The organism is Lysinibacillus canaveralius (assembly GCF_047301505.1).
GTDB lineage: Bacteria > Bacillota > Bacilli > Bacillales_A > Planococcaceae > Lysinibacillus_B.
In genome coordinates this window covers 4477143-4494254 of sequence record NZ_CP154840.1, presented here as the reverse complement: position 1 = coordinate 4494254, position 17112 = coordinate 4477143, and the positions used below count along the sequence as shown (strand labels likewise).

18 protein-coding genes are annotated in these 17112 nt (G+C 39.7%); 7 read left to right on the top strand and 11 right to left on the bottom strand.

The genetic code is table 11. From position 1 onward, the window contains the following. Positions 1–54 precede the first annotated feature (54 nt). The 3 genes from AA0Y26_RS22610 (at position 55) to AA0Y26_RS22600 (ending at position 3535) form a co-directional block, all read left to right on the top strand. Complete coding sequence (locus AA0Y26_RS22610) at positions 55–1299, top strand: sensor histidine kinase (RefSeq protein ID WP_413364218.1); 1245 nt, start codon at positions 55–57, stop codon at positions 1297–1299. Between the two features lie 11 nt (positions 1300–1310). Further along, positions 1311–2186, top strand: a complete 876-nt coding sequence (locus AA0Y26_RS22605) for a response regulator (RefSeq protein ID WP_413364217.1) — start codon at positions 1311–1313, stop codon at positions 2184–2186. A 77-nt stretch (positions 2187–2263) separates the two neighbouring features. Then, a complete protein-coding gene (locus AA0Y26_RS22600) occupies positions 2264–3535 on the top strand; it encodes a cation:dicarboxylate symporter family transporter (RefSeq protein WP_413368362.1) in 1272 nt (423 codons plus the stop codon). A gap of 545 nt (positions 3536–4080) precedes the next feature. Here the strand turns inward: AA0Y26_RS22600 and AA0Y26_RS22595 are convergent. The 6 genes from AA0Y26_RS22595 to AA0Y26_RS22570 form a co-directional block, all read right to left on the bottom strand. After that, positions 4081–4584, bottom strand: coding sequence for an AMP-binding protein (locus AA0Y26_RS22595; protein WP_413364216.1), 504 nt, complete (start codon positions 4582–4584; stop codon positions 4081–4083). Between the two features lie 81 nt (positions 4585–4665). Continuing rightward, positions 4666–5721, bottom strand: coding sequence for a phosphotransferase family protein (locus AA0Y26_RS22590; protein ID WP_413368360.1), 1056 nt, complete (start codon positions 5719–5721; stop codon positions 4666–4668). A gap of 30 nt (positions 5722–5751) precedes the next feature. Further along, positions 5752–6327: a TetR/AcrR family transcriptional regulator gene (locus AA0Y26_RS22585; protein WP_413364215.1), complete on the bottom strand. Its 576-nt coding sequence runs from the start codon at positions 6325–6327 to the stop codon at positions 5752–5754. An 86-nt stretch (positions 6328–6413) separates the two neighbouring features. Beyond that, positions 6414–7190: an SDR family oxidoreductase gene (locus tag AA0Y26_RS22580; RefSeq protein ID WP_413364214.1), complete on the bottom strand. Its 777-nt coding sequence runs from the start codon at positions 7188–7190 to the stop codon at positions 6414–6416. Beyond that, positions 7177–8412, bottom strand: coding sequence for an acyl-CoA dehydrogenase (locus tag AA0Y26_RS22575; protein WP_413364213.1), 1236 nt, complete (start codon positions 8410–8412; stop codon positions 7177–7179). The genes AA0Y26_RS22580 and AA0Y26_RS22575 overlap by 14 nt, the downstream gene beginning before the upstream one ends. Before the next feature lie 307 nt (positions 8413–8719). Continuing rightward, positions 8720–9343 (bottom strand): RraA family protein, encoded by a 624-nt coding sequence (locus tag AA0Y26_RS22570; RefSeq protein ID WP_413364212.1) that lies wholly within the window; start codon positions 9341–9343, stop codon positions 8720–8722. 165 nt (positions 9344–9508) lie between these two features. Here AA0Y26_RS22570 and AA0Y26_RS22565 point away from each other — a divergent pair, with 165 nt between their 5' ends. From AA0Y26_RS22565 to AA0Y26_RS22555, 3 genes are all read left to right on the top strand, one after another. Then, complete coding sequence (locus AA0Y26_RS22565; protein ID WP_413364211.1) at positions 9509–9886, top strand: sodium:proton antiporter; 378 nt, start codon at positions 9509–9511, stop codon at positions 9884–9886. Positions 9887–9987: 101 nt separating this feature from the next. Continuing rightward, positions 9988–11445, top strand: a complete 1458-nt coding sequence (locus AA0Y26_RS22560; RefSeq protein ID WP_413364210.1) for an MBOAT family O-acyltransferase — start codon at positions 9988–9990, stop codon at positions 11443–11445. 11 nt (positions 11446–11456) lie between these two features. After that, complete coding sequence (locus AA0Y26_RS22555) at positions 11457–12485, top strand: hypothetical protein (RefSeq protein WP_413364209.1); 1029 nt, start codon at positions 11457–11459, stop codon at positions 12483–12485. A gap of 135 nt (positions 12486–12620) precedes the next feature. Here the strand turns inward: AA0Y26_RS22555 and AA0Y26_RS22550 are convergent, their stop codons facing one another. The 3 genes from AA0Y26_RS22550 to AA0Y26_RS22540 form a co-directional block, all read right to left on the bottom strand. Beyond that, complete coding sequence (locus tag AA0Y26_RS22550) at positions 12621–13289, bottom strand: deoxynucleoside kinase (RefSeq protein ID WP_413364208.1); 669 nt, start codon at positions 13287–13289, stop codon at positions 12621–12623. Beyond that, positions 13286–13927 carry a deoxynucleoside kinase gene (locus AA0Y26_RS22545; protein WP_413364207.1) on the bottom strand — a complete coding sequence of 214 codons (642 nt, stop codon included), beginning with the start codon at positions 13925–13927 and terminating at the stop codon, positions 13286–13288. Before AA0Y26_RS22545 ends, AA0Y26_RS22550 begins: the two co-directional genes overlap by 4 nt. A gap of 117 nt (positions 13928–14044) precedes the next feature. Continuing rightward, on the bottom strand, positions 14045–14839 hold the full coding sequence (locus tag AA0Y26_RS22540; protein ID WP_413364206.1) for a hypothetical protein: 795 nt from the start codon (positions 14837–14839) through the stop codon (positions 14045–14047). Between the two features lie 90 nt (positions 14840–14929). Between AA0Y26_RS22540 and tadA the strand changes: the two genes are divergently transcribed. Further along, positions 14930–15436: a tRNA adenosine(34) deaminase TadA gene (gene tadA / locus AA0Y26_RS22535; protein ID WP_413364205.1), complete on the top strand. Its 507-nt coding sequence runs from the start codon at positions 14930–14932 to the stop codon at positions 15434–15436. 320 nt (positions 15437–15756) lie between these two features. Here the strand turns inward: tadA and AA0Y26_RS22530 are convergent, their stop codons facing one another. Together AA0Y26_RS22530 and AA0Y26_RS22525 are read right to left on the bottom strand one after the other, a co-directional pair. Beyond that, positions 15757–16386 (bottom strand): CoA transferase subunit B, encoded by a 630-nt coding sequence (locus AA0Y26_RS22530; RefSeq protein WP_413364204.1) that lies wholly within the window; start codon positions 16384–16386, stop codon positions 15757–15759. Next, positions 16383–17084, bottom strand: coding sequence for a CoA transferase subunit A (locus tag AA0Y26_RS22525; RefSeq protein ID WP_413364203.1), 702 nt, complete (start codon positions 17082–17084; stop codon positions 16383–16385). The genes AA0Y26_RS22530 and AA0Y26_RS22525 overlap by 4 nt, the downstream gene beginning before the upstream one ends. Positions 17085–17112 lie beyond the last annotated feature (28 nt).

Genomic DNA, 17112 nt, shown 5'->3' with positions numbered 1-17112 from the left:
GATTTACATAACGAATAACATGCCACACTATAAAGGGTTCTAGGAGGTGGAACTTTGGAGCGTTTTTCAAAAATTACGAACTCATCTAACTCTTATTTACCAATCATTCTAATCGCTATTTTAACTGCTATAGGCGGGGAAGTTAAATTCACACCTTTTGAAGAAGCACCCTTCCGGTTTGGATTAGGGAGTATTATTTTCTTTTTGGCCGCGATTGCACGTCCCGGTTTTATTATCAAAACTGGAATTGTCACTGCAATCACTGTATTTCTATTCCGTTTTTCACTTGATCTTTTTATATATGAAGGCTCATTTTTATGGTATGAACATGTACCAGCTGCAATTTTCTATCTTACGTTTACCATCTTTCTATATATAGCCAAGCTGCACCGTTTCCGTACAAGCCCTGTAAAGCTAGGACTTTATGGTGCGTTTTTTGAAGTACTATCAAATATCGCTGAACAGTTAGCCATTACACTGCTTATTACGGGGCAGTTCATTTTACTTGGAGATTATTTCTTATTTATCGCCGTAGCGGTATTACGAAGTTATTTTGTTGCCGGACTTTTCAGCGCAATTGCTCTTTCCGAGGAAAGAAGAAGAACTGAGCAATTACTTAGTATAGGAGCCACACTTTATGTTGAGACTCTATATTTGCAAAAGTCTATGGGGCAAATTGAGAAGATTACTGCTAATGGCTTTGAGCTTTATAAGGAATTAAAGGAAATCGACAACTCCTTAAGTTTACGGGCATTGATGCTCGCTCAGGAAATTCATGAAGTAAAAAAAGATTCGGAACGGATCTATGCGGGGCTTTCGAAAATCATTACAGCCGAACGCACAGATGTATACGCTCTTTCCGATCTTCTCCGGCTAATCAATGATTCAAACAGCCGCTATAGTGAGTTTTTGCAAAAGGAAATTCAATTAGAAGTATCTTTTAATGAAGATTTTCAAACAAAAGAACGGATTTTATTACTTGCCATGCTCAATAACATTGTCTCTAATGCGATTGAGGCTATTGAAGAGAAGGGCTTTGTCAAGCTCAAGGTCGAAACTTCTCCAGAATATACCGTCTTTACAATTGAAAATAACGGGCCCCCTATTCCTGAATATGTTTTGCCAGTCGTTTTTGATCCGGGCTACACAACAAAATTTAATGAAACGGGCATGCCATCTACTGGTATAGGACTTTCCCATGTAAAGACGATTGTACAACGACTTGAAGGAACTATTGATGTTTCAAGCAGTGATACCACTACTTTTATCATTACCATTCCTACCTATAAATTGCGATAAAGGAGATTGTTATGCGTTATTTTATTGTAGATGACGACCGTGCGAGTCGCATGATGCTTAATCACATTATTAATGAATCTACACTTGGTACAGTAATTGGAGAAGCTGCAAATGGAGAAGAAGCCATTCCACAAATTTTGATGACTCAGCCGGATTTTGTGCTAATTGATCTATTAATGCCTCACTTGGACGGCATTGCAACAATTGAAAGGCTGCAGGAAAATCGTTTCAATGGCAGCTTCATCATGATTTCCCAAGTAGTAAATAAGGATATGGTAGCGGAAGCATATGAAAAAGGGATAGAATTCTTTATCCATAAGCCAATCAATAAAATTGAAGTCCAAACTATTCTGCGTAAAACAGAGGAGCAGCATCGCCTAAAAAACTCGATTCAGGCAATCCGCCAATCCCTTACTAGCTTTGAAATGCCTCAAGTCCAAACAAAAAAGACAGTGCGTGATCATATACAGTCGATTTTGAATGATATGGGCATCGTTGGTGAAGTAGGAAGTGAAGACATTACAAAAATCATCGAGCAGCTTGTATCAGAAAAGCACAATTTAGCGCCTCTTCCTCCATTGAAGGAAATTTACGAGAAGCTGGCTTCACTGACAAAGACATCGCCGGACGATATTTTAAAGGAAAGTAAAGCCATTGAACAACGAATTCGTCGGACAATTCTAGCGGCAATGATTAATCTTGCAAATTTAGGGATTGTGGATTATACAAACTCGGAATTTGAATACTACGCTCCCCGTTATTTTGACCTGACTGATATACGCCACTTAATGAATCAAATCGAATTAGATGGGGAACGTAAGACAAAGGTAAATATAAAAAAGTTCATACAAGTCTTATATTCAGATATTTTACACCGTATCGAATAGTCGGATTTTGTCGGATTTTATAATCATACTTTATAGTTAGCTTAGGCTTGTCCTAAATAGACGAATTAGGGGGAACTATTTTGAAAAAATTTAAAATTAGTTTAGCCAGCCAAATCTTAATCGGTCTTGTTTTAGGTATTGCTGTAGGTGCTATTTTCTATGGTAATGAAAATGTCCAAACTTACCTACAGCCTATCGGGGATATCTTCCTTCACCTAATCAAAATGATTGTAGTACCGATTATTATTTCAACTTTAATTGTTGGTGTTGCCGGAACAGGTGATATGAAACAACTAGGTCGACTTGGCGGTAAAACACTTATTTATTTCGAAGTCATTACAACAATAGCGATTATTGTTGGTTTATTTGCAGGTAACTTCTTCCAGCCAGGTGCCGGTATCGACATGAATGAATTGACTAAAACAGACATTTCAAGCTATGTGGAAACAAGTGAAGCTCAAGAAGACCAAGGGCCATTCCACATTTTGGTTGATATCGTACCAACAAATGTTGTGAGTGCGATGGCTGAAGGCGACATGCTGGCAATTATCTTCTTCTCTGTATTGTTCGGTCTTGGGGTTGCGGCAATCGGAGAAAAAGGAAAACCAGTTTTAGCATTCTTCCAAGGCGTGGCAGATGCCATGTTCTGGGTAACAAATCTGGTAATGAAATTCGCTCCATTTGGGGTATTTGCATTAATTGGTGTAACCGTTTCCAAATTTGGATTATCTTCATTAATTCCACTTGGAAAACTAGCTATCCTTGTATATGCAGCTATGATTTTCTTCGTGCTTGTCGTATTAGGCATCACAGCGAAAATTTTTGGTATCAACATTTTCAAACTAATTAAGATGATTAAGGACGAGCTGTTACTTGCTTTCTCTACTTCTTCATCAGAGACGGTACTGCCTCGTATTATGCAAAAGACAGAAAAAATGGGTGCGCCAAAGGATATCGTATCGTTCGTTATTCCAACAGGTTACTCCTTTAACTTAGATGGTTCCACTTTATACCAAGCAATTGCTGCACTATTTATTGCGCAAATGTATGGAATCGATCTATCTATCATGGAACAAATTACATTAATGCTTGTCTTAATGGTTACTTCAAAAGGTATTGCCGGCGTTCCAGGTGTATCCTTTGTCGTATTACTTGCAACTTTAGGTACTGTAGGTATACCTCTTGAAGGTCTGGCATTTATCGCAGGGATTGACCGTATCCTTGATATGGCCCGTACAGCAGTTAACGTTGTAGGTAACACATTAGCAGCACTTGTTATGGCGAAATGGGAAAAACGTTTCGATGAAGAGCAGTTTGTTGCTTACCAGCAGGAACATCTAAAAGCTTAATTATAGCGATTAGTTATTTAAAGTTTAATGAAATGCCCATATGTTATTTATAAAATAAAAAATTCCCTAGGAAATAAATTTCTTAGGGAGTTTTTTCGTATAAGAAAGGGTATTATATCGATTTGCTTCTCCCTATTTAGCAGGGAATTAGTTTCTATGTTCCTGAAACTTACTTTTCTTCTTCCTCCAATTGACGCCATAGAATTTTGCCGCTGCTCACCGTTGAAAAACAATCTCGAAACTCAATAATTCATGGCTATTTATAAGCCGCCATCTGTCTTCTGCCTAGCTAATGATCTCTTACTCTGTTAGCATGCCCTTTGTATTCTTTTGTAAAATACCACGTAAAAAATCTGGAACCTCACTTACAAGAACCTTCTAGTTGGCCGGGTGTTCATAAAAAACCTCTGTTGGCCATACTTTATAGCTTGAAGCATTGATCATGCACTTTCCCCGCTCTACAATAAAGAACCAGCCCTTCACTATCTACTTTTCTATTATCACTTGTACGGGAAAATATTTTTTCTTCAATGATGACGAAACATTCACGTTTGTCTTCCCTTTAACAGCTGTGGTCCTATTAGAACAATTTCTCCTTCTTCTACTGGATTATTCCCATCATGAAAGATCTGCAATGCTGCTAGCGATACTGCGTTCGGTGCATGCGTCGCCCAATGAAATGTACCGATCGTATTTTCCTGAACCGATTTATTCGTATGGATGCAGCCCTTCGGTAAACTTGTCGTACCTGATGTATACGGCAATACGATAATATCATCGCTCTCCCCTTTATAGATAGATGGCATAAGCCTATTGTTTATAGCAAGGTTTCCCTTCATGATCTGTCTTATAAGTCTGTGCCGTGCTTGTACTTCCGGCGGTAATTCCCTTATTATATGGTTTTTATTAATATAATCGTTATAGGAAGCTATCATACTGTGCTCTAAATACATATAACTTGCCCAATAATAGATTGCTTCCTTGTCTGGATACTTTTTTACTGTCATCTCCAGAATGTTATACAGTGTACTTTCTGATACTGCAATCAATGTTGAAACACGTATTGGGTAAATTGATAATGAACCTTCCCCATTTTTTATCCTTATATTTTTTACATTTCCTAAGATAGACTAGCTATTTTTTGCCGTAAGCATTGCATGTTTTATTAGATTGCTGACTAACACACCAAACTGTGCAAAGCGTGGATCATTCGTTTGTCCTTTTTGAAATCGGTAATAAATTTGCTGCCCAATAACGGCCAGCTTGAAATAGGCAAACGTCAAATAGAAGTGAATATTTGAAACATCTCGTCCGCTTTTTTCAGCATACCTTCTCACAAATTCTTCCCGTGTATAGAAGCCTTCTAGTATTGTAACAGGCGGTTTGCCCATAGCGGTTTTTAATAGCATCGGATCATCGGCCTGGATCCAGTAACAAAGAGCCACACCGACATCTGCAAGCGGATCGCCTATTGTCGTCATTTCCCAGTCGAAAAGCCCCGTCACTTCCGTAAAATCCTCTGAAAACATTGTATTATTCAACTTGTAATCATAATGGATAATGGTCGCTTCATTTGATGAGGGAATATGTTCCCTAAGCCAGGCCTTCAGCTCCTCTACTTCAAGTATTTCATCTGTCTTTGCCCGCTCATATCGTTCAATCCAGCCTTCCACCTGACGTTCCATGAATCCCTTTGGCTTACTCATTTGGGCAAGGATCGTTTGTTTATAGTCAATACTATGAAGTTCAACGAGTGTATCAACCATTTTTTCAGAAATAAGGCGGCCTATTTCTTCTGTGTATGGTATAGCTGAAGGGAATTCGGTATCAAGGACAACCCCTCTTTTTCGCTCCATTAGAAAAAATGGACTGCCAATAATCGATTCATTATCGGAAAACAAATACGTCTTTGGTATAGCAGGAAAATACTGCTGTAGAGAAGTAAGAATTTTGTACTCACGCTCCATGTCGTGCGCTTTTGGTGCAATGGGCCCTAATGGAGGACGTCGCAGTACTGCCTCAAAATCTCCGCACTTCAGTAAATAAGTTAAATTGGAGTGTCCTGAGTTAAATTGTTCAATTTCAAGTTCAGCGTTTGGCAGATCCGGCAGCATTTCACGCAAAAAAGACGCTAGAACAGCAGCGTTTAACTCCTCCCCTTTTCTTACCGCAATCGTGTCCTTCATCATATTTCACCCCTTGGATTGTTATACTGACTAGTTGGTATCAGATATAATTGAAATACCGTTTAATACCATGTCCACATAAATATTTGTTAATTCTTTCGGTTGAATTTTCCCATCTGGCTGATACCATTGATAACTCCAGTTTGTCATACCGAGAATAGCAAATGACAGCATCTCCACTTGCAGGCCTTTTCGAAACTCCCCTTGTTCTATTCCTTGTGACAAAATATGCTCAAGATTTCTGCGAAATGTATCCCGTTTTTGCCGGACCTCTTCGGCGTGGTCTTCTCCCAAGTGCCGCATTTCCCGGAAAAATACCCTGCCGGAAGGCCCTTGTGCTTCGATATCAGCAATTAATAAATAGACAATGTCATGCAGCTTTTCACGAAATGTTCCGGGCTTCTCTATAATAGCGGCTTGTCTTTTCAACAGATCCTCGATATAGTCTGAGTGAATATCCATCAGCAGCTGTTCCTTACTCGAAAAGTAGTAATAGAACGTGCCTTTTGTGACATTCAATGCATCTACAATATCCTGGATAGAAGTACTGCCAAAACCTTTTCGTTCAAATAATAGAATGCTTTCCTGTATGATTTTTTGTTTCATGTTTGCCTCCTGGATGATAAAACTTTTTCTTTATTAGTATGGCAAAAGCGATTCTATTTGAACACCGCCATATAGGAATTTCTAAACTATAAAGCACTTGCCCCGCCATCTACTGTCAAAATATCACCTGATACATAATCGGAAGCTTGAGATGCAAGAAATACTGCAGCCCCTTTTAAATCTTCCTCATTACCGAGTCGCTTTAGCGGAGTCGCTGCCATAATGTTTTCCCTTCCAAGCTCGATCAGCTGATTTGACATCTTCGTGGGGAAAAAGCCCGGTGCAATCGCATTAACATTGATATTATGACGGCCCCATTTTACAGCAAGGTCTTTTGTAAATGTCATTACAGCACCCTTGCTTGTATTGTAGCCAATTGTCTGCATAAACTCTGGCGTACCACCAAAGCCTGCAATTGATGATATATTGATAATCTTTCCTGCTTTCTTCTCTATCATTACCTTGCCGACTTCCTGACTCATCAAAAATGTTCCTGTGACATTAATATTCATCACCTTGTCCCAGGCTTCTTTCGGCATTTGCTCTACAGGGGCTCCCCATGAAGCGCCGCTGTTATTTACTAATATATCTATCGTACCGAATTCCTCTACCGTCTTTTCCACTACATGTTTTACCTCTTCCGCATTTGTCACATCACAGGCAAAGGCAAGCGTCTTGACGCCGAATGTTTTTTCTAGTTCTAATCCAACTGCCTTACACGCTTCTATATTACGGGAACAGAGAACAAGATTAGCAATTCCCGCTTCGGCAAAGCCTGCCGCGATTTGGGCACCGAGTCCTCTGCCTCCACCTGTAATAATTGCCGTTTTCCCTGTTAATTTGAATAAATCAAGAATGCCCATGTACCAACACCCCTTCACTATATTTTTTCAATTCCAATTTGGCAATTTGTGCCCGGTGTACCTCGTCCGGACCATCAGCAATCCGAAGAGTCCGCGCCTGCGCCCACATGAAGGCAAGAGGTGTATCATCGCTCACGCCTGCTCCTCCAAATGCTTGAATAGCCCTGTCCAGTACGTTTAGTGCCATTTGCGGTGCAACTGCTTTAATCATGGCAATCTCCTGCTTTGCCTCTTTGTTGCCCACAGTATCCATCATATAAGCAGCTTTTAATGTTAGAAGGCGTGCCTGTTCAATTTCAATACGTGACTGTGCAATCCAGTCCTGAATAACACCTTGCTGCGATAGTTTTTTTCCAAACGCTTCCCGCTGTTGTACCCGTCTGCACATTTCATCAACAGCGCGCTCCGCTGAACCAATCAAACGCATACAATGATGAATGCGTCCAGGTCCTAGGCGCCCCTGGGCAATCGCAAAGCCTTTTCCTTCCCCCCATAAAATATTAGAGACCGGCACCCGTACATCTGTATACGTAATTTCCATATGACCATGAGGCGCATGGTCATAGCCGAATACCGGCACATGCCGCTCGACCTTCAATCCCGGTGTGTCCATTGGTATTAAAATCATTGATTGCTGCTCATGCTTTGGTGCATCTCGATTTGTCTTACCCATAACGATGGAAATTTTGCAGCGAGGGTCTCCCGCACCTGATGACCACCACTTCCGTCCATTAATGACATATTCATCGCCATCACGAATAATGCTTGCCTCAATATTCGTTGCGTCACTCGAAGCTACCTCAGGCTCTGTCATTGAAAAACAGGACCGGATTTCTCCATTTAAAAGCGGGTTCAGCCATTTTTCTTTTTGTTCCTTCGTACCATACCGGACAAGCACTTCCATATTACCTGTATCTGGAGCAGCACAATTGAATACCTCCGGGGCAATATGGGATCGTCCCATAATTTCACAAAGCGGAGCATATTCAAGGTTCGTCAAACCTGCCCCGTACTCACTTTCCGGCAAAAATAAATTCCATAACCCCTGTGCCTTTGCTTTTTCCTTTAACTCTTCAATGATCGGCGGTACCGTTTCCCAACGATTATTCTGTTGGTTTACATACTCTTCATACAGCTGTTCATTTGGGTAAATATAATCCTCCATAAATTGGGTCAGCTTTTTTTGTAAGCTCAACACTTTTTCCGAATATGAAAAATTCATTCCCTTCTCCCCTTTCTATTACATACTAACCAGTTGGTATGTAATATTGATTTATCTGTAATTATAAAAACACTTTCTCACTTATGCAAATATATTCTGAAATATCTACATATTATTCTTATTAAGGAAGCAATTTCGCATGTGTTCTGAGATAGCAAGCAGGAGGAAAACTCATTTCATAGTTACACATGAAGAAACTGCTGCCGAATTCTCTAACAGTCCAATAAATACTTAACTATTTTCTAACTAATCATTCTCAACCTTTTAAAAAAAGCCCTGCGGATCAACCATCCACAAGACTTCTCTGTTATTTTACAACCTTTTTTAGATAAACACGGATAGACTCTTCCCCATTTGCTAATGCTTCCTGTTCACGGACCTCATCTTTTGCAACCTTTGCTTCTGCACCTTCCGCAATTCTTTCTGCATCTGCCGCTGGTACAACAATCACGCCATCAAGATCTCCTACAATGATATCTCCTGTCTGGACGACAACCCCGCCTACTGACACTGGGACACCTACAGCTCCTCCCCCATTTTTATTACCTGCTGCTACCGTCGTTCCAAGAGAAAAGACGGGAAAATCAATCGTACGCGCTGCTGCTAAATCACGAATAACACCATCTACAACAAATCCTTGCACGCCTACACCTTGGGCCAATTGCATAACAAAGTCTCCGGCCACAGCCCGATTCGTATTACCTTTTGCATCAATAACTAAAATATCCCCTTTATTTGCCTTGCTGATTGCTTCTAAAACTGCACCATTTTCTCCGTCTGGAAGCCGTACCGTTAAAGCTCGACCGGCAATTTTAAAATGATCAGCAATTGGTTTAATATCCGCCGCAACATTTGTATGGCCCCCTGTAGCATCTGAAACTGCTGTTGTCGGTAATGCCAAGAAACGCTCTTCAATCGTTATAATTGTCATTTCCTCATCCCCTAGAAAATTCTTTTTTACAAATATAAAAATATTTGCAATTATTAAAATAATAAATACTTTCCCTTTCAATCACAATGTTTTTTATGTAATGCCTCATTTTCTGTTATAAAAGAAGAATTTTTGTGAATAGTTGAAGAAAGGGGGGTCGATTAGATGAACAATTTAATTCGCCAGGAAACAAATGAAAAAGGTGAAATAATCTATAGAATGGCGACATTTGATGTAGATGTAGTAGCCAAGTCCACAGGAGGCCTGTCTCCTATTATTATTTATCTCCAAGGAGAGAAGGATATTACTGATGACATTCGAGCATTACGCTTTCATTATCAAAATCCGGCGTCTTTCATCGAAGACTACCCGGCTTTTCAAGCAATGCTATATGAGAAGGAGCAGCGGGCTATCAATGAGCTGTATGAGTCTATTAGTATCAAGCCAAAAAACCTGTCCCCGGCAAAGCAGGTTTTATGGAGTTTCGGGGTCATGCTCTTTATTGTAGTACCATTTATCATTGCTGCACTTGTATTAAAATAATCATTCAACTATGAGCACAAAGCGGCTCATAGTTTTTTTTTTACTAAGTGTTATAATAAGAACGTTCTACATTTCTACCGTAAAAGATAGGAGAGGTTTTCTTGCTTTTTAACTCTTTTGTCTTTGCTTTTGTATTTTTACCGGTTGTATTTTGTATCTATTTTCTATTAGGTAAATTGAAAAACAAAGACATTTCTACTTTATTTTTAGTAGCAGCTTCCCTGTATTTCTATAGCTACTTTGAAATCAAGTTTCTTTATTTAATTTCATTTTCACTGGCAGTGAATTTTGGACTTGGGTTTGTGCTGATAAAGGCCCGTTCTTATAGACGGACAATTTTAGCAGCCGGGATTATTTTTAATGTTGTATTATTAGGTTATTTTAAATATGCGGATTTCTTTATAGAAAACTATAATTGGATATTCGATCAGAACCTAGATTTACTCTATCTGGCTCTGCCGCTCGGTATTAGCTTCATCACATTTCAGCAGATTGCTTATTTGGTGGATATTTACCGCGGGGAAATTACGCATTCTAAATTATCTTCATATATGATATTTATTTCATTCTTCCCTCAGTTGATTGCCGGACCAATTGTCAATCATAAAGATGTAATGCAGGATTATGAAAATCCAGCGAACAAGCGTATCAACTTGGAGAACGTATCAAAAGGTTCCTTCATTTTTTTAATCGGCCTTGTTAAGAAAATTGTCATCGCTGATACGTTTGCTCTGTGGGTAACGGATGGATTTAATAACTATGAAAGCCTAACATTTACAGAAGCCTGGTTTGTTATCATCGCGTATACAGTACAGCTTTACTTTGATTTCAGCGGCTACTGTGATATGGCTATCGGATTGGCGCTTATGTTCAATATACATATACCAATCAACTTTAACTCGCCTTACAAGGCACGGAATATTCCAGATTTCTGGAGACGCTGGCATATGACATTAAACCGCTTTTTAACAAGATACGTCTACTTCCCTCTAGGCGGCAGCCGTAAAGGGGAATGGATTACCATGCTCAATATCCTCATCGTATTCTTTATTAGCGGTTTCTGGCATGGAGCTGGATGGACATTTATCATTTGGGGAATGCTGCACGGCGCAGCATCTGTTATTGTACGGCTGTTCATTAAATATGGCCGTATTCAGCTTCCTTACCTGCTGGCATGGTTCATGACATTCTTGTTCATTATTTTGGCACGGGTATACTTCCGTTCATCTAGTGTGGAACAAGCCCATCATCTATTCGGCACTTTGTTCTCACCGGATTTAACAAGCTTGAAGGCGTTCATTTCTACTCCTTCAGCTATTTTTGCGGATGCAGCAGCAATTGAGGTATTCGGTTATACACTGAATACACCGTTTATTTTAATCGGCAGCTTATTGATTACACTAGTAATCTGCTTCTTTGCAAAAAACTCAATTCAGCTGCTGGAGCGTTTCCAATTTAACTGGCTCCATATTTGGTACATGCAGTTTTTAGCAGTTATTTTGCTGGCAACAATATTCTATGTAAAGAAAAGCAGCGTCTTTATTTACTTTAATTTCTAGGAGGGATTTTGATGAAACCGCATATTTGGCTGATTAAACTTGTATTCGTCAGCCTGATCGTTCTTGGAATCCCGGTCGGGGGTGTAATGGCTTACAACTATTACATTGACCCATTATGGAACTTTGATCATAGCAATGAATATAACGACTATCAGATTGGGTTCAATGAGCGTATTCAAAAAACAAACTGGATCAACGCACACGATATGAATTTCGACAGTCTCATGATTGGAACAAGCCGAACAACTTATATCAATGCTTCCAACTTTGAAGAAAAGGTATTCCACTATGGTTTAAGTAGTCTGCATATTACGGAATATCTGGATTATATGCAATATGCTCAAAGTAAAAATAAAAAGCCATTCGGCACGATTTATATGGAATTGACAGTTCGTTCACATGATTTATTTTATGGTCCTGCCTTTAGCGATGCTGAGTCGTTCTTCAGTCAATCGGAACGTCCTTTTTATCCGATTACAAGTCTGTTCTCAAAAGAGACACATGATCAAGCAAAGGATAACTATGAGATTTCGAAAGCAAACTACTCGGAAGGCCCTCGAACATACAATCGGGATTTGGAAGTGTCTACCTCCTATCCGGGGAAAGATATTAATGAACGAATCGAGTTTTTCAAGAATCAAATGGCAGACCGGACAGCAAACGGTCCTGAATGGGTATATGACCCCAACTATCGGGGCTATCTTGAAGAGATCAAGGCAGCATTTCCGGATGCCAACTTTATCGTATTCACCGATTTAATGCCGGCAGAGCGCCTGCAAATGACGCTTGAACACCCGCAAATTCAGCCTATTTATAAGCAGTATATTAGTGACATTGTTGATATTTTCGGGGCTGCTTATTCATTCCATGCTTATAATGATGTGACACGCAGCCATGCAAATTTCTTTGATTTGTATCACTTCTACCCGCCAATTGGCGACCTTGTGGCAGAAGAGCTTCAAAGACGCGAGCCTTCTGATCTACTTTATATTGTGACAAAAGAGAATATGGAAGATTATTTCAAACAGTTAGGTATTTAATGAGGGCTGGGGCGTAAATATCCCTTTTACGCCCCAGCTTTTTTATCGGAAAGTTATATTTTTACTATCTTCCTACTATAAAAAGCCGATGCATGTTTTCATGCATCGGCTTTTGGTTACTCAGTCACCTAGCTGTTATTTTCGTAAATGACTTGTCTGCCCCAACATATAACCAATTCGTTCAATGATTCCTTCAATTTGAGAAGGCTGTTTAATCAGATCGTAATCATTAATATCCAGGCGCAGGACTGGGCAGGAATTAAAGTTGTTAATCCAATTTTCATAACGCTCATGCATTTCATACCAATAATCATTCGATGTTTGCTGCTCCATTGCACGTCCACGTTCTTGGATGCGTGCTATGATATGATCAATCGGACCTTCTAAGTATACGAGCAGATTTGGATGAGGGAAGTATGGCGTCATTACCATCGCATCAAAAAGGTTTGTATATGTTTCATAATCCGTAGGGCTCATCGTCCCTTTATCGTAATGCATTTTTGCAAAAATACCTGTATCTTCATAGATAGAACGGTCCTGAATGAAGCCACCGCCATATTCAAAGATACGTTTCTGCTCTTTGAAGCGTTCTGCCAGGAAATACACCTGCAGATGGAAGCTCCACTTCTCAAAGTCATCATAAAATTTATCTAAATATGGGTTAGTATCTACTTTTTCAAAAGACGTACGGAAATTTAATCCTTCCGCCAATGCCTTTGTCATTGTCGATTTCCCTACTCCTACTGTACCGGCAATTGTAATTACTGCATTGGAAGGAATGCCGTGCTTTTCGCGTAAATTCATCGTTCTAGTATACTCCTCTTTGATAGCTTTTCCTCAACTAATTGTAAAATATATGTCAGATCTTCCTTGCGCTCAACAAAATCAAGTTCATCACCATTTAACCGGATCACGGGAATCTCTGGGTGCATTTTTTCAAAATGACCAATAAATTCATGATAATCTGCTGCAAGCTGCACCATGTATTCCCTGGAAATCATCTTTTCAAAATCCCGTCCACGTTTTGCAATCCGGCTCATCAACGTATCAATGCTTGCATGCAAATAAATGACCATGTTCGGTACAGGCATGTCCGCGGTGAGAATGCCATAAATGGCTTCATATTTTTCGTATTCTGATGGCTTTAATGTACGCTTTGCAAAAATGAGGTTTTTGAAAATATGATAATCAGCCACTACCGATGATTGATTAGCTAAAATTTGATTGTTTATATCTGAAAGCTGTTTATATCGATTGCAAAGGAAGAACATTTCAGTTTGAAAGCTCCACTCATCAATGTTTTCATAAAATTTCCCTAGAAATGGATTCTCGTCAACTATTTCTTTTAATAGATGGTAGTCAAATGTGCCGGCAATCGCCTTAGATAAAGACGTCTTTCCTACACCTATCGGACCTTCCACTGTAATAAATGGAACCGACACTAGAAGTTCCCCCTTTTTATTAGTCAGTGCTTTTCATTTTAACACAGGTTTCAAATCCTCAACAAAACAAACTATTCCATTTTTAAAACACAAAATATTCCGAATATTATATTTTGGCTATTTAAGTGTTTTAAATACTTCTTCCTGTCGATTTTCAAGCTGCCTTAGCTGCTCTTCAAATTGCTCTTCTAGTTTTTCAAGCTCCCGATCAAAACGCTCCTCAATCTCCTCTTCCTTTACAATCAATTCCTCATAAAGGCGTTCATGCTCTTCTTCATCTTCCTGCTCAAGGTTTTCAAGAGCTTCTTCAAACTGCTCCTCGAACTTTTCATAGCTCGCTTCTGCTGTTTCTTCTAATGACTCTGTCTCTTCCTCAAATGTCAGCTCCCATTCATCAAGCCTTTCTTCCAGCGTATCCTCTAATTCCTCAATATCCTCTTCAAAATCTGTATTTAATTTTTCTAGTTTCTCTATAAATTCCTCCCGCAATATTGCAAGCTGCTCATAGTTAGATAAAGCAGCCTTTTGTGCCCTGGAAAAATTATCAAACAAGGAGCGTTCATTCCCTATTTTTTCATGTAGATACATCTCCTTTTTCTTATTAATTTGCTTAACCCATTGTTGTTTTTGTTCATTTTGCTTTATTAAAATAGTTTCTTTTTTATTTTTAAATAATAATTCAATTTGTTTCTTTGCTTTTTCGCTATTGTATTTCAGCTCTTCTTTTCGTTCAATTGTTCGTTTCTTTAACGTTTCAATTTGAGCTTCATACCTTGCCTTTAAAGTCAGTAGTACATTTTTTTTATTTGATGCCAGCAGCGTCAGCTTTTCCTCATGATTCATTTCAAGCAATAATCGTTCGCGCTGGAAATAGGCATCAGCCTCAGCCAGAGTTTCAAATTGTGGATACATATGGATTCCTCCTTCCTTTCATCTTACCACGAGTTACTAGTGGAACAAGGGGAAAAGCAATGCTACACTGACATGTAAGGAGCGATGAAGATGGACGTATTTGAGAAAGATCGCCAGTTTATGCGGCTGGCATTAGAAGAAGCAGAAAAGGCAGGGAATCTCGGCGAAGTACCGATTGGAGCAGTAATTGTTCATAATGGAGAAGTCATCGCCGCAGCATCGAACCTGCGGGAAACAACACAAAATGCGGTAACTCATGCTGAACTCATGGCCATCCAGCAGGCCTGTGAAAAAGTCGGCAGCTGGCGCCTTGAGGAGACGACACTTTATGTAACCCTTGAGCCATGTCCAATGTGTGCCGGAGCCATCCTGCAATCTCGTATTCCTCGTGTTGTCTACGGGGCGAGAGACGTAAAGGCAGGCTGTGTAGATTCCTTATACCACCTTTTGAATGACCCTCGCTTTAATCATGAATGTGAAGTTACAGAGGGCGTACTCGCAGAGGAATGCGGGCAGATTTTAACTGACTTTTTCCGTGCTTTACGGGAGCGTAAGAAAGCGGAGAAAAAAATGCGGAAAGCATGTGAAAGTGAATAACTTCATCAACCGATACCTGGCAGTACATACTTCTCCCTTAATTTGCGAATATGCAAATTGCCCCCTTTGAATTGTATACTCCAAAATAAATAGTTGCATTTCAGCGGATATTTATACGCTTACAGAAACCTTCTGTTGAAAGAGCGTAAACAAAAATCTCTATCGTACAAAAACATGCGATAGAGATTTTTATCTCGATTACGTAATTCCACTCATTTCTTTATAAAACAGTTATCAGTCTAATTTGAAGGCTTTAAAGATTTAGTAAGAAGCCAGCCATGATTTGTTTATAGTAAACAATGGTATAACAGCTATCGTATTTATAATGTCACAGAAAAATTTGCTTCTGTTTTCTCCTGCACCTCTTCTAAAGAAACGCCTTCCTGCAGCTCTACTAAGTGCATTTTGCCATCTATAAAATCAAATACAGCCAGATCTGTTATTAACCGGTTCACAACACGCTGCCCGGTTAACGGAAGAGTACATGCTTTCTTTACTTTTGATTCTTTATATTTATTTGTGTGCTCCATAATCACCACAACTTTTTTTGCGCCTGCTACAAGATCCATAGCTCCGCCCATACCCTTTACCATCTTGCCGGGAATCATCCAGTTTGCTAAATCTCCTGCTTCTGACACTTCCATACCACCAAGAATGGCAACATCAATGTGGCCTCCTCGAATCATTGCAAAACTTTCCGCACTATCAAAAAAAGAAGCCCCTTTCCTGACAGTGATTGTTTCCTTACCGGCATTGATTAAATCCGGGTCTATCTGCTGTTCCGTTGGGTAAGGACCGATGCCCAGTAATCCATTTTCTGATTGCAGAAAAACATTGTAGTCTTCTGGGATACTATTAGCAATTAATGTCGGCATACCAATTCCCAGATTTACATACATCCCATCTTCAATTTCCTGTACAGCACGGTTGATAATTCTTTCTCTTGTCATGATATTCCCTCCGTAACTACGCGGCGTTCGATACGTTTTTCATAATCTGTGCCGACTAAAATACGCTGTATATAAACGCCCGGTAGGTGGATGTGATCAGGGTCCAGTTCACCTATTTCCACTAACTCTTCTACTTCTACAATCGTTACCTTCGCTGCCATTGCAGCAAGCGGATTGAAATTGCGTGCGGTTTTACGGAAGACCAGATTACCACTTTTGTCTGCCTTCCATGCCTTTACTAATGCAAAATCTCCTACAATTGCTTCTTCTAAAATATATTTCTTTCCATTAAATTCTTTTGTTTCTTTGCCTTCAGCAATCGGTGTACCTACACCTGTTGCCGTATAAAAACCCGGGATGCCTGCACCGCCTGCACGGATTCTTTCTGCTAATGTCCCTTGAGGTGTCAGCTCTACCTCCAGCTCGCCGGATAAAAACTGCTGTTCAAATATTTTATTTTCCCCTACGTACGAAGCAACCATCTTTTTGATCTGCTTATTTGCCAAAAGCAGCCCTAAACCGCCATCATCCACACCGCAGTTGTTACTGACAACTGTTAAATCCCGAACCTTCTTTTTTTGAACAGCCTCAATCAATTTCTCCGGAATTCCGCATAGACCAAATCCGCCGGCAATAACTGTAGCGCCGTCGAAGATATCCTCTACAGCTTCATCAAAATCTGAATACACTTTGTTCATTTTCCTCCACCCCTTTGTATTCAGTTTA

What these genes read in the sequence shown, in the direction of transcription:
- AA0Y26_RS22605 (WP_413364217.1), top strand. Translation starts at nt 1,311, where the DNA reads ATGCGTTATTTTATTGTAGATGACGACCGTGCGAGTCGCATGATGCTT.
- AA0Y26_RS22590 (WP_413368360.1), bottom strand. Translation starts at nt 5,721, where the DNA reads ATGAAGGACACGATTGCGGTAAGAAAAGGGGAGGAGTTAAACGCTGCT.
- AA0Y26_RS22585 (WP_413364215.1), bottom strand. Translation starts at nt 6,327, where the DNA reads ATGAAACAAAAAATCATACAGGAAAGCATTCTATTATTTGAACGAAAA.
- AA0Y26_RS22580 (WP_413364214.1), bottom strand. Translation starts at nt 7,190, where the DNA reads ATGGGCATTCTTGATTTATTCAAATTAACAGGGAAAACGGCAATTATT.
- AA0Y26_RS22575 (WP_413364213.1), bottom strand. Translation starts at nt 8,412, where the DNA reads ATGAATTTTTCATATTCGGAAAAAGTGTTGAGCTTACAAAAAAAGCTG.
- AA0Y26_RS22570 (WP_413364212.1), bottom strand. Translation starts at nt 9,343, where the DNA reads ATGACAATTATAACGATTGAAGAGCGTTTCTTGGCATTACCGACAACA.
- AA0Y26_RS22565 (WP_413364211.1), top strand. Translation starts at nt 9,509, where the DNA reads ATGAACAATTTAATTCGCCAGGAAACAAATGAAAAAGGTGAAATAATC.
- AA0Y26_RS22555 (WP_413364209.1), top strand. Translation starts at nt 11,457, where the DNA reads ATGAAACCGCATATTTGGCTGATTAAACTTGTATTCGTCAGCCTGATC.
- AA0Y26_RS22550 (WP_413364208.1), bottom strand. Translation starts at nt 13,289, where the DNA reads ATGAATTTACGCGAAAAGCACGGCATTCCTTCCAATGCAGTAATTACA.
- AA0Y26_RS22540 (WP_413364206.1), bottom strand. Translation starts at nt 14,839, where the DNA reads ATGTATCCACAATTTGAAACTCTGGCTGAGGCTGATGCCTATTTCCAG.
- tadA (WP_413364205.1), top strand. Translation starts at nt 14,930, where the DNA reads ATGGACGTATTTGAGAAAGATCGCCAGTTTATGCGGCTGGCATTAGAA.
- AA0Y26_RS22530 (WP_413364204.1), bottom strand. Translation starts at nt 16,386, where the DNA reads ATGACAAGAGAAAGAATTATCAACCGTGCTGTACAGGAAATTGAAGAT.
- AA0Y26_RS22525 (WP_413364203.1), bottom strand. Translation starts at nt 17,084, where the DNA reads ATGAACAAAGTGTATTCAGATTTTGATGAAGCTGTAGAGGATATCTTC.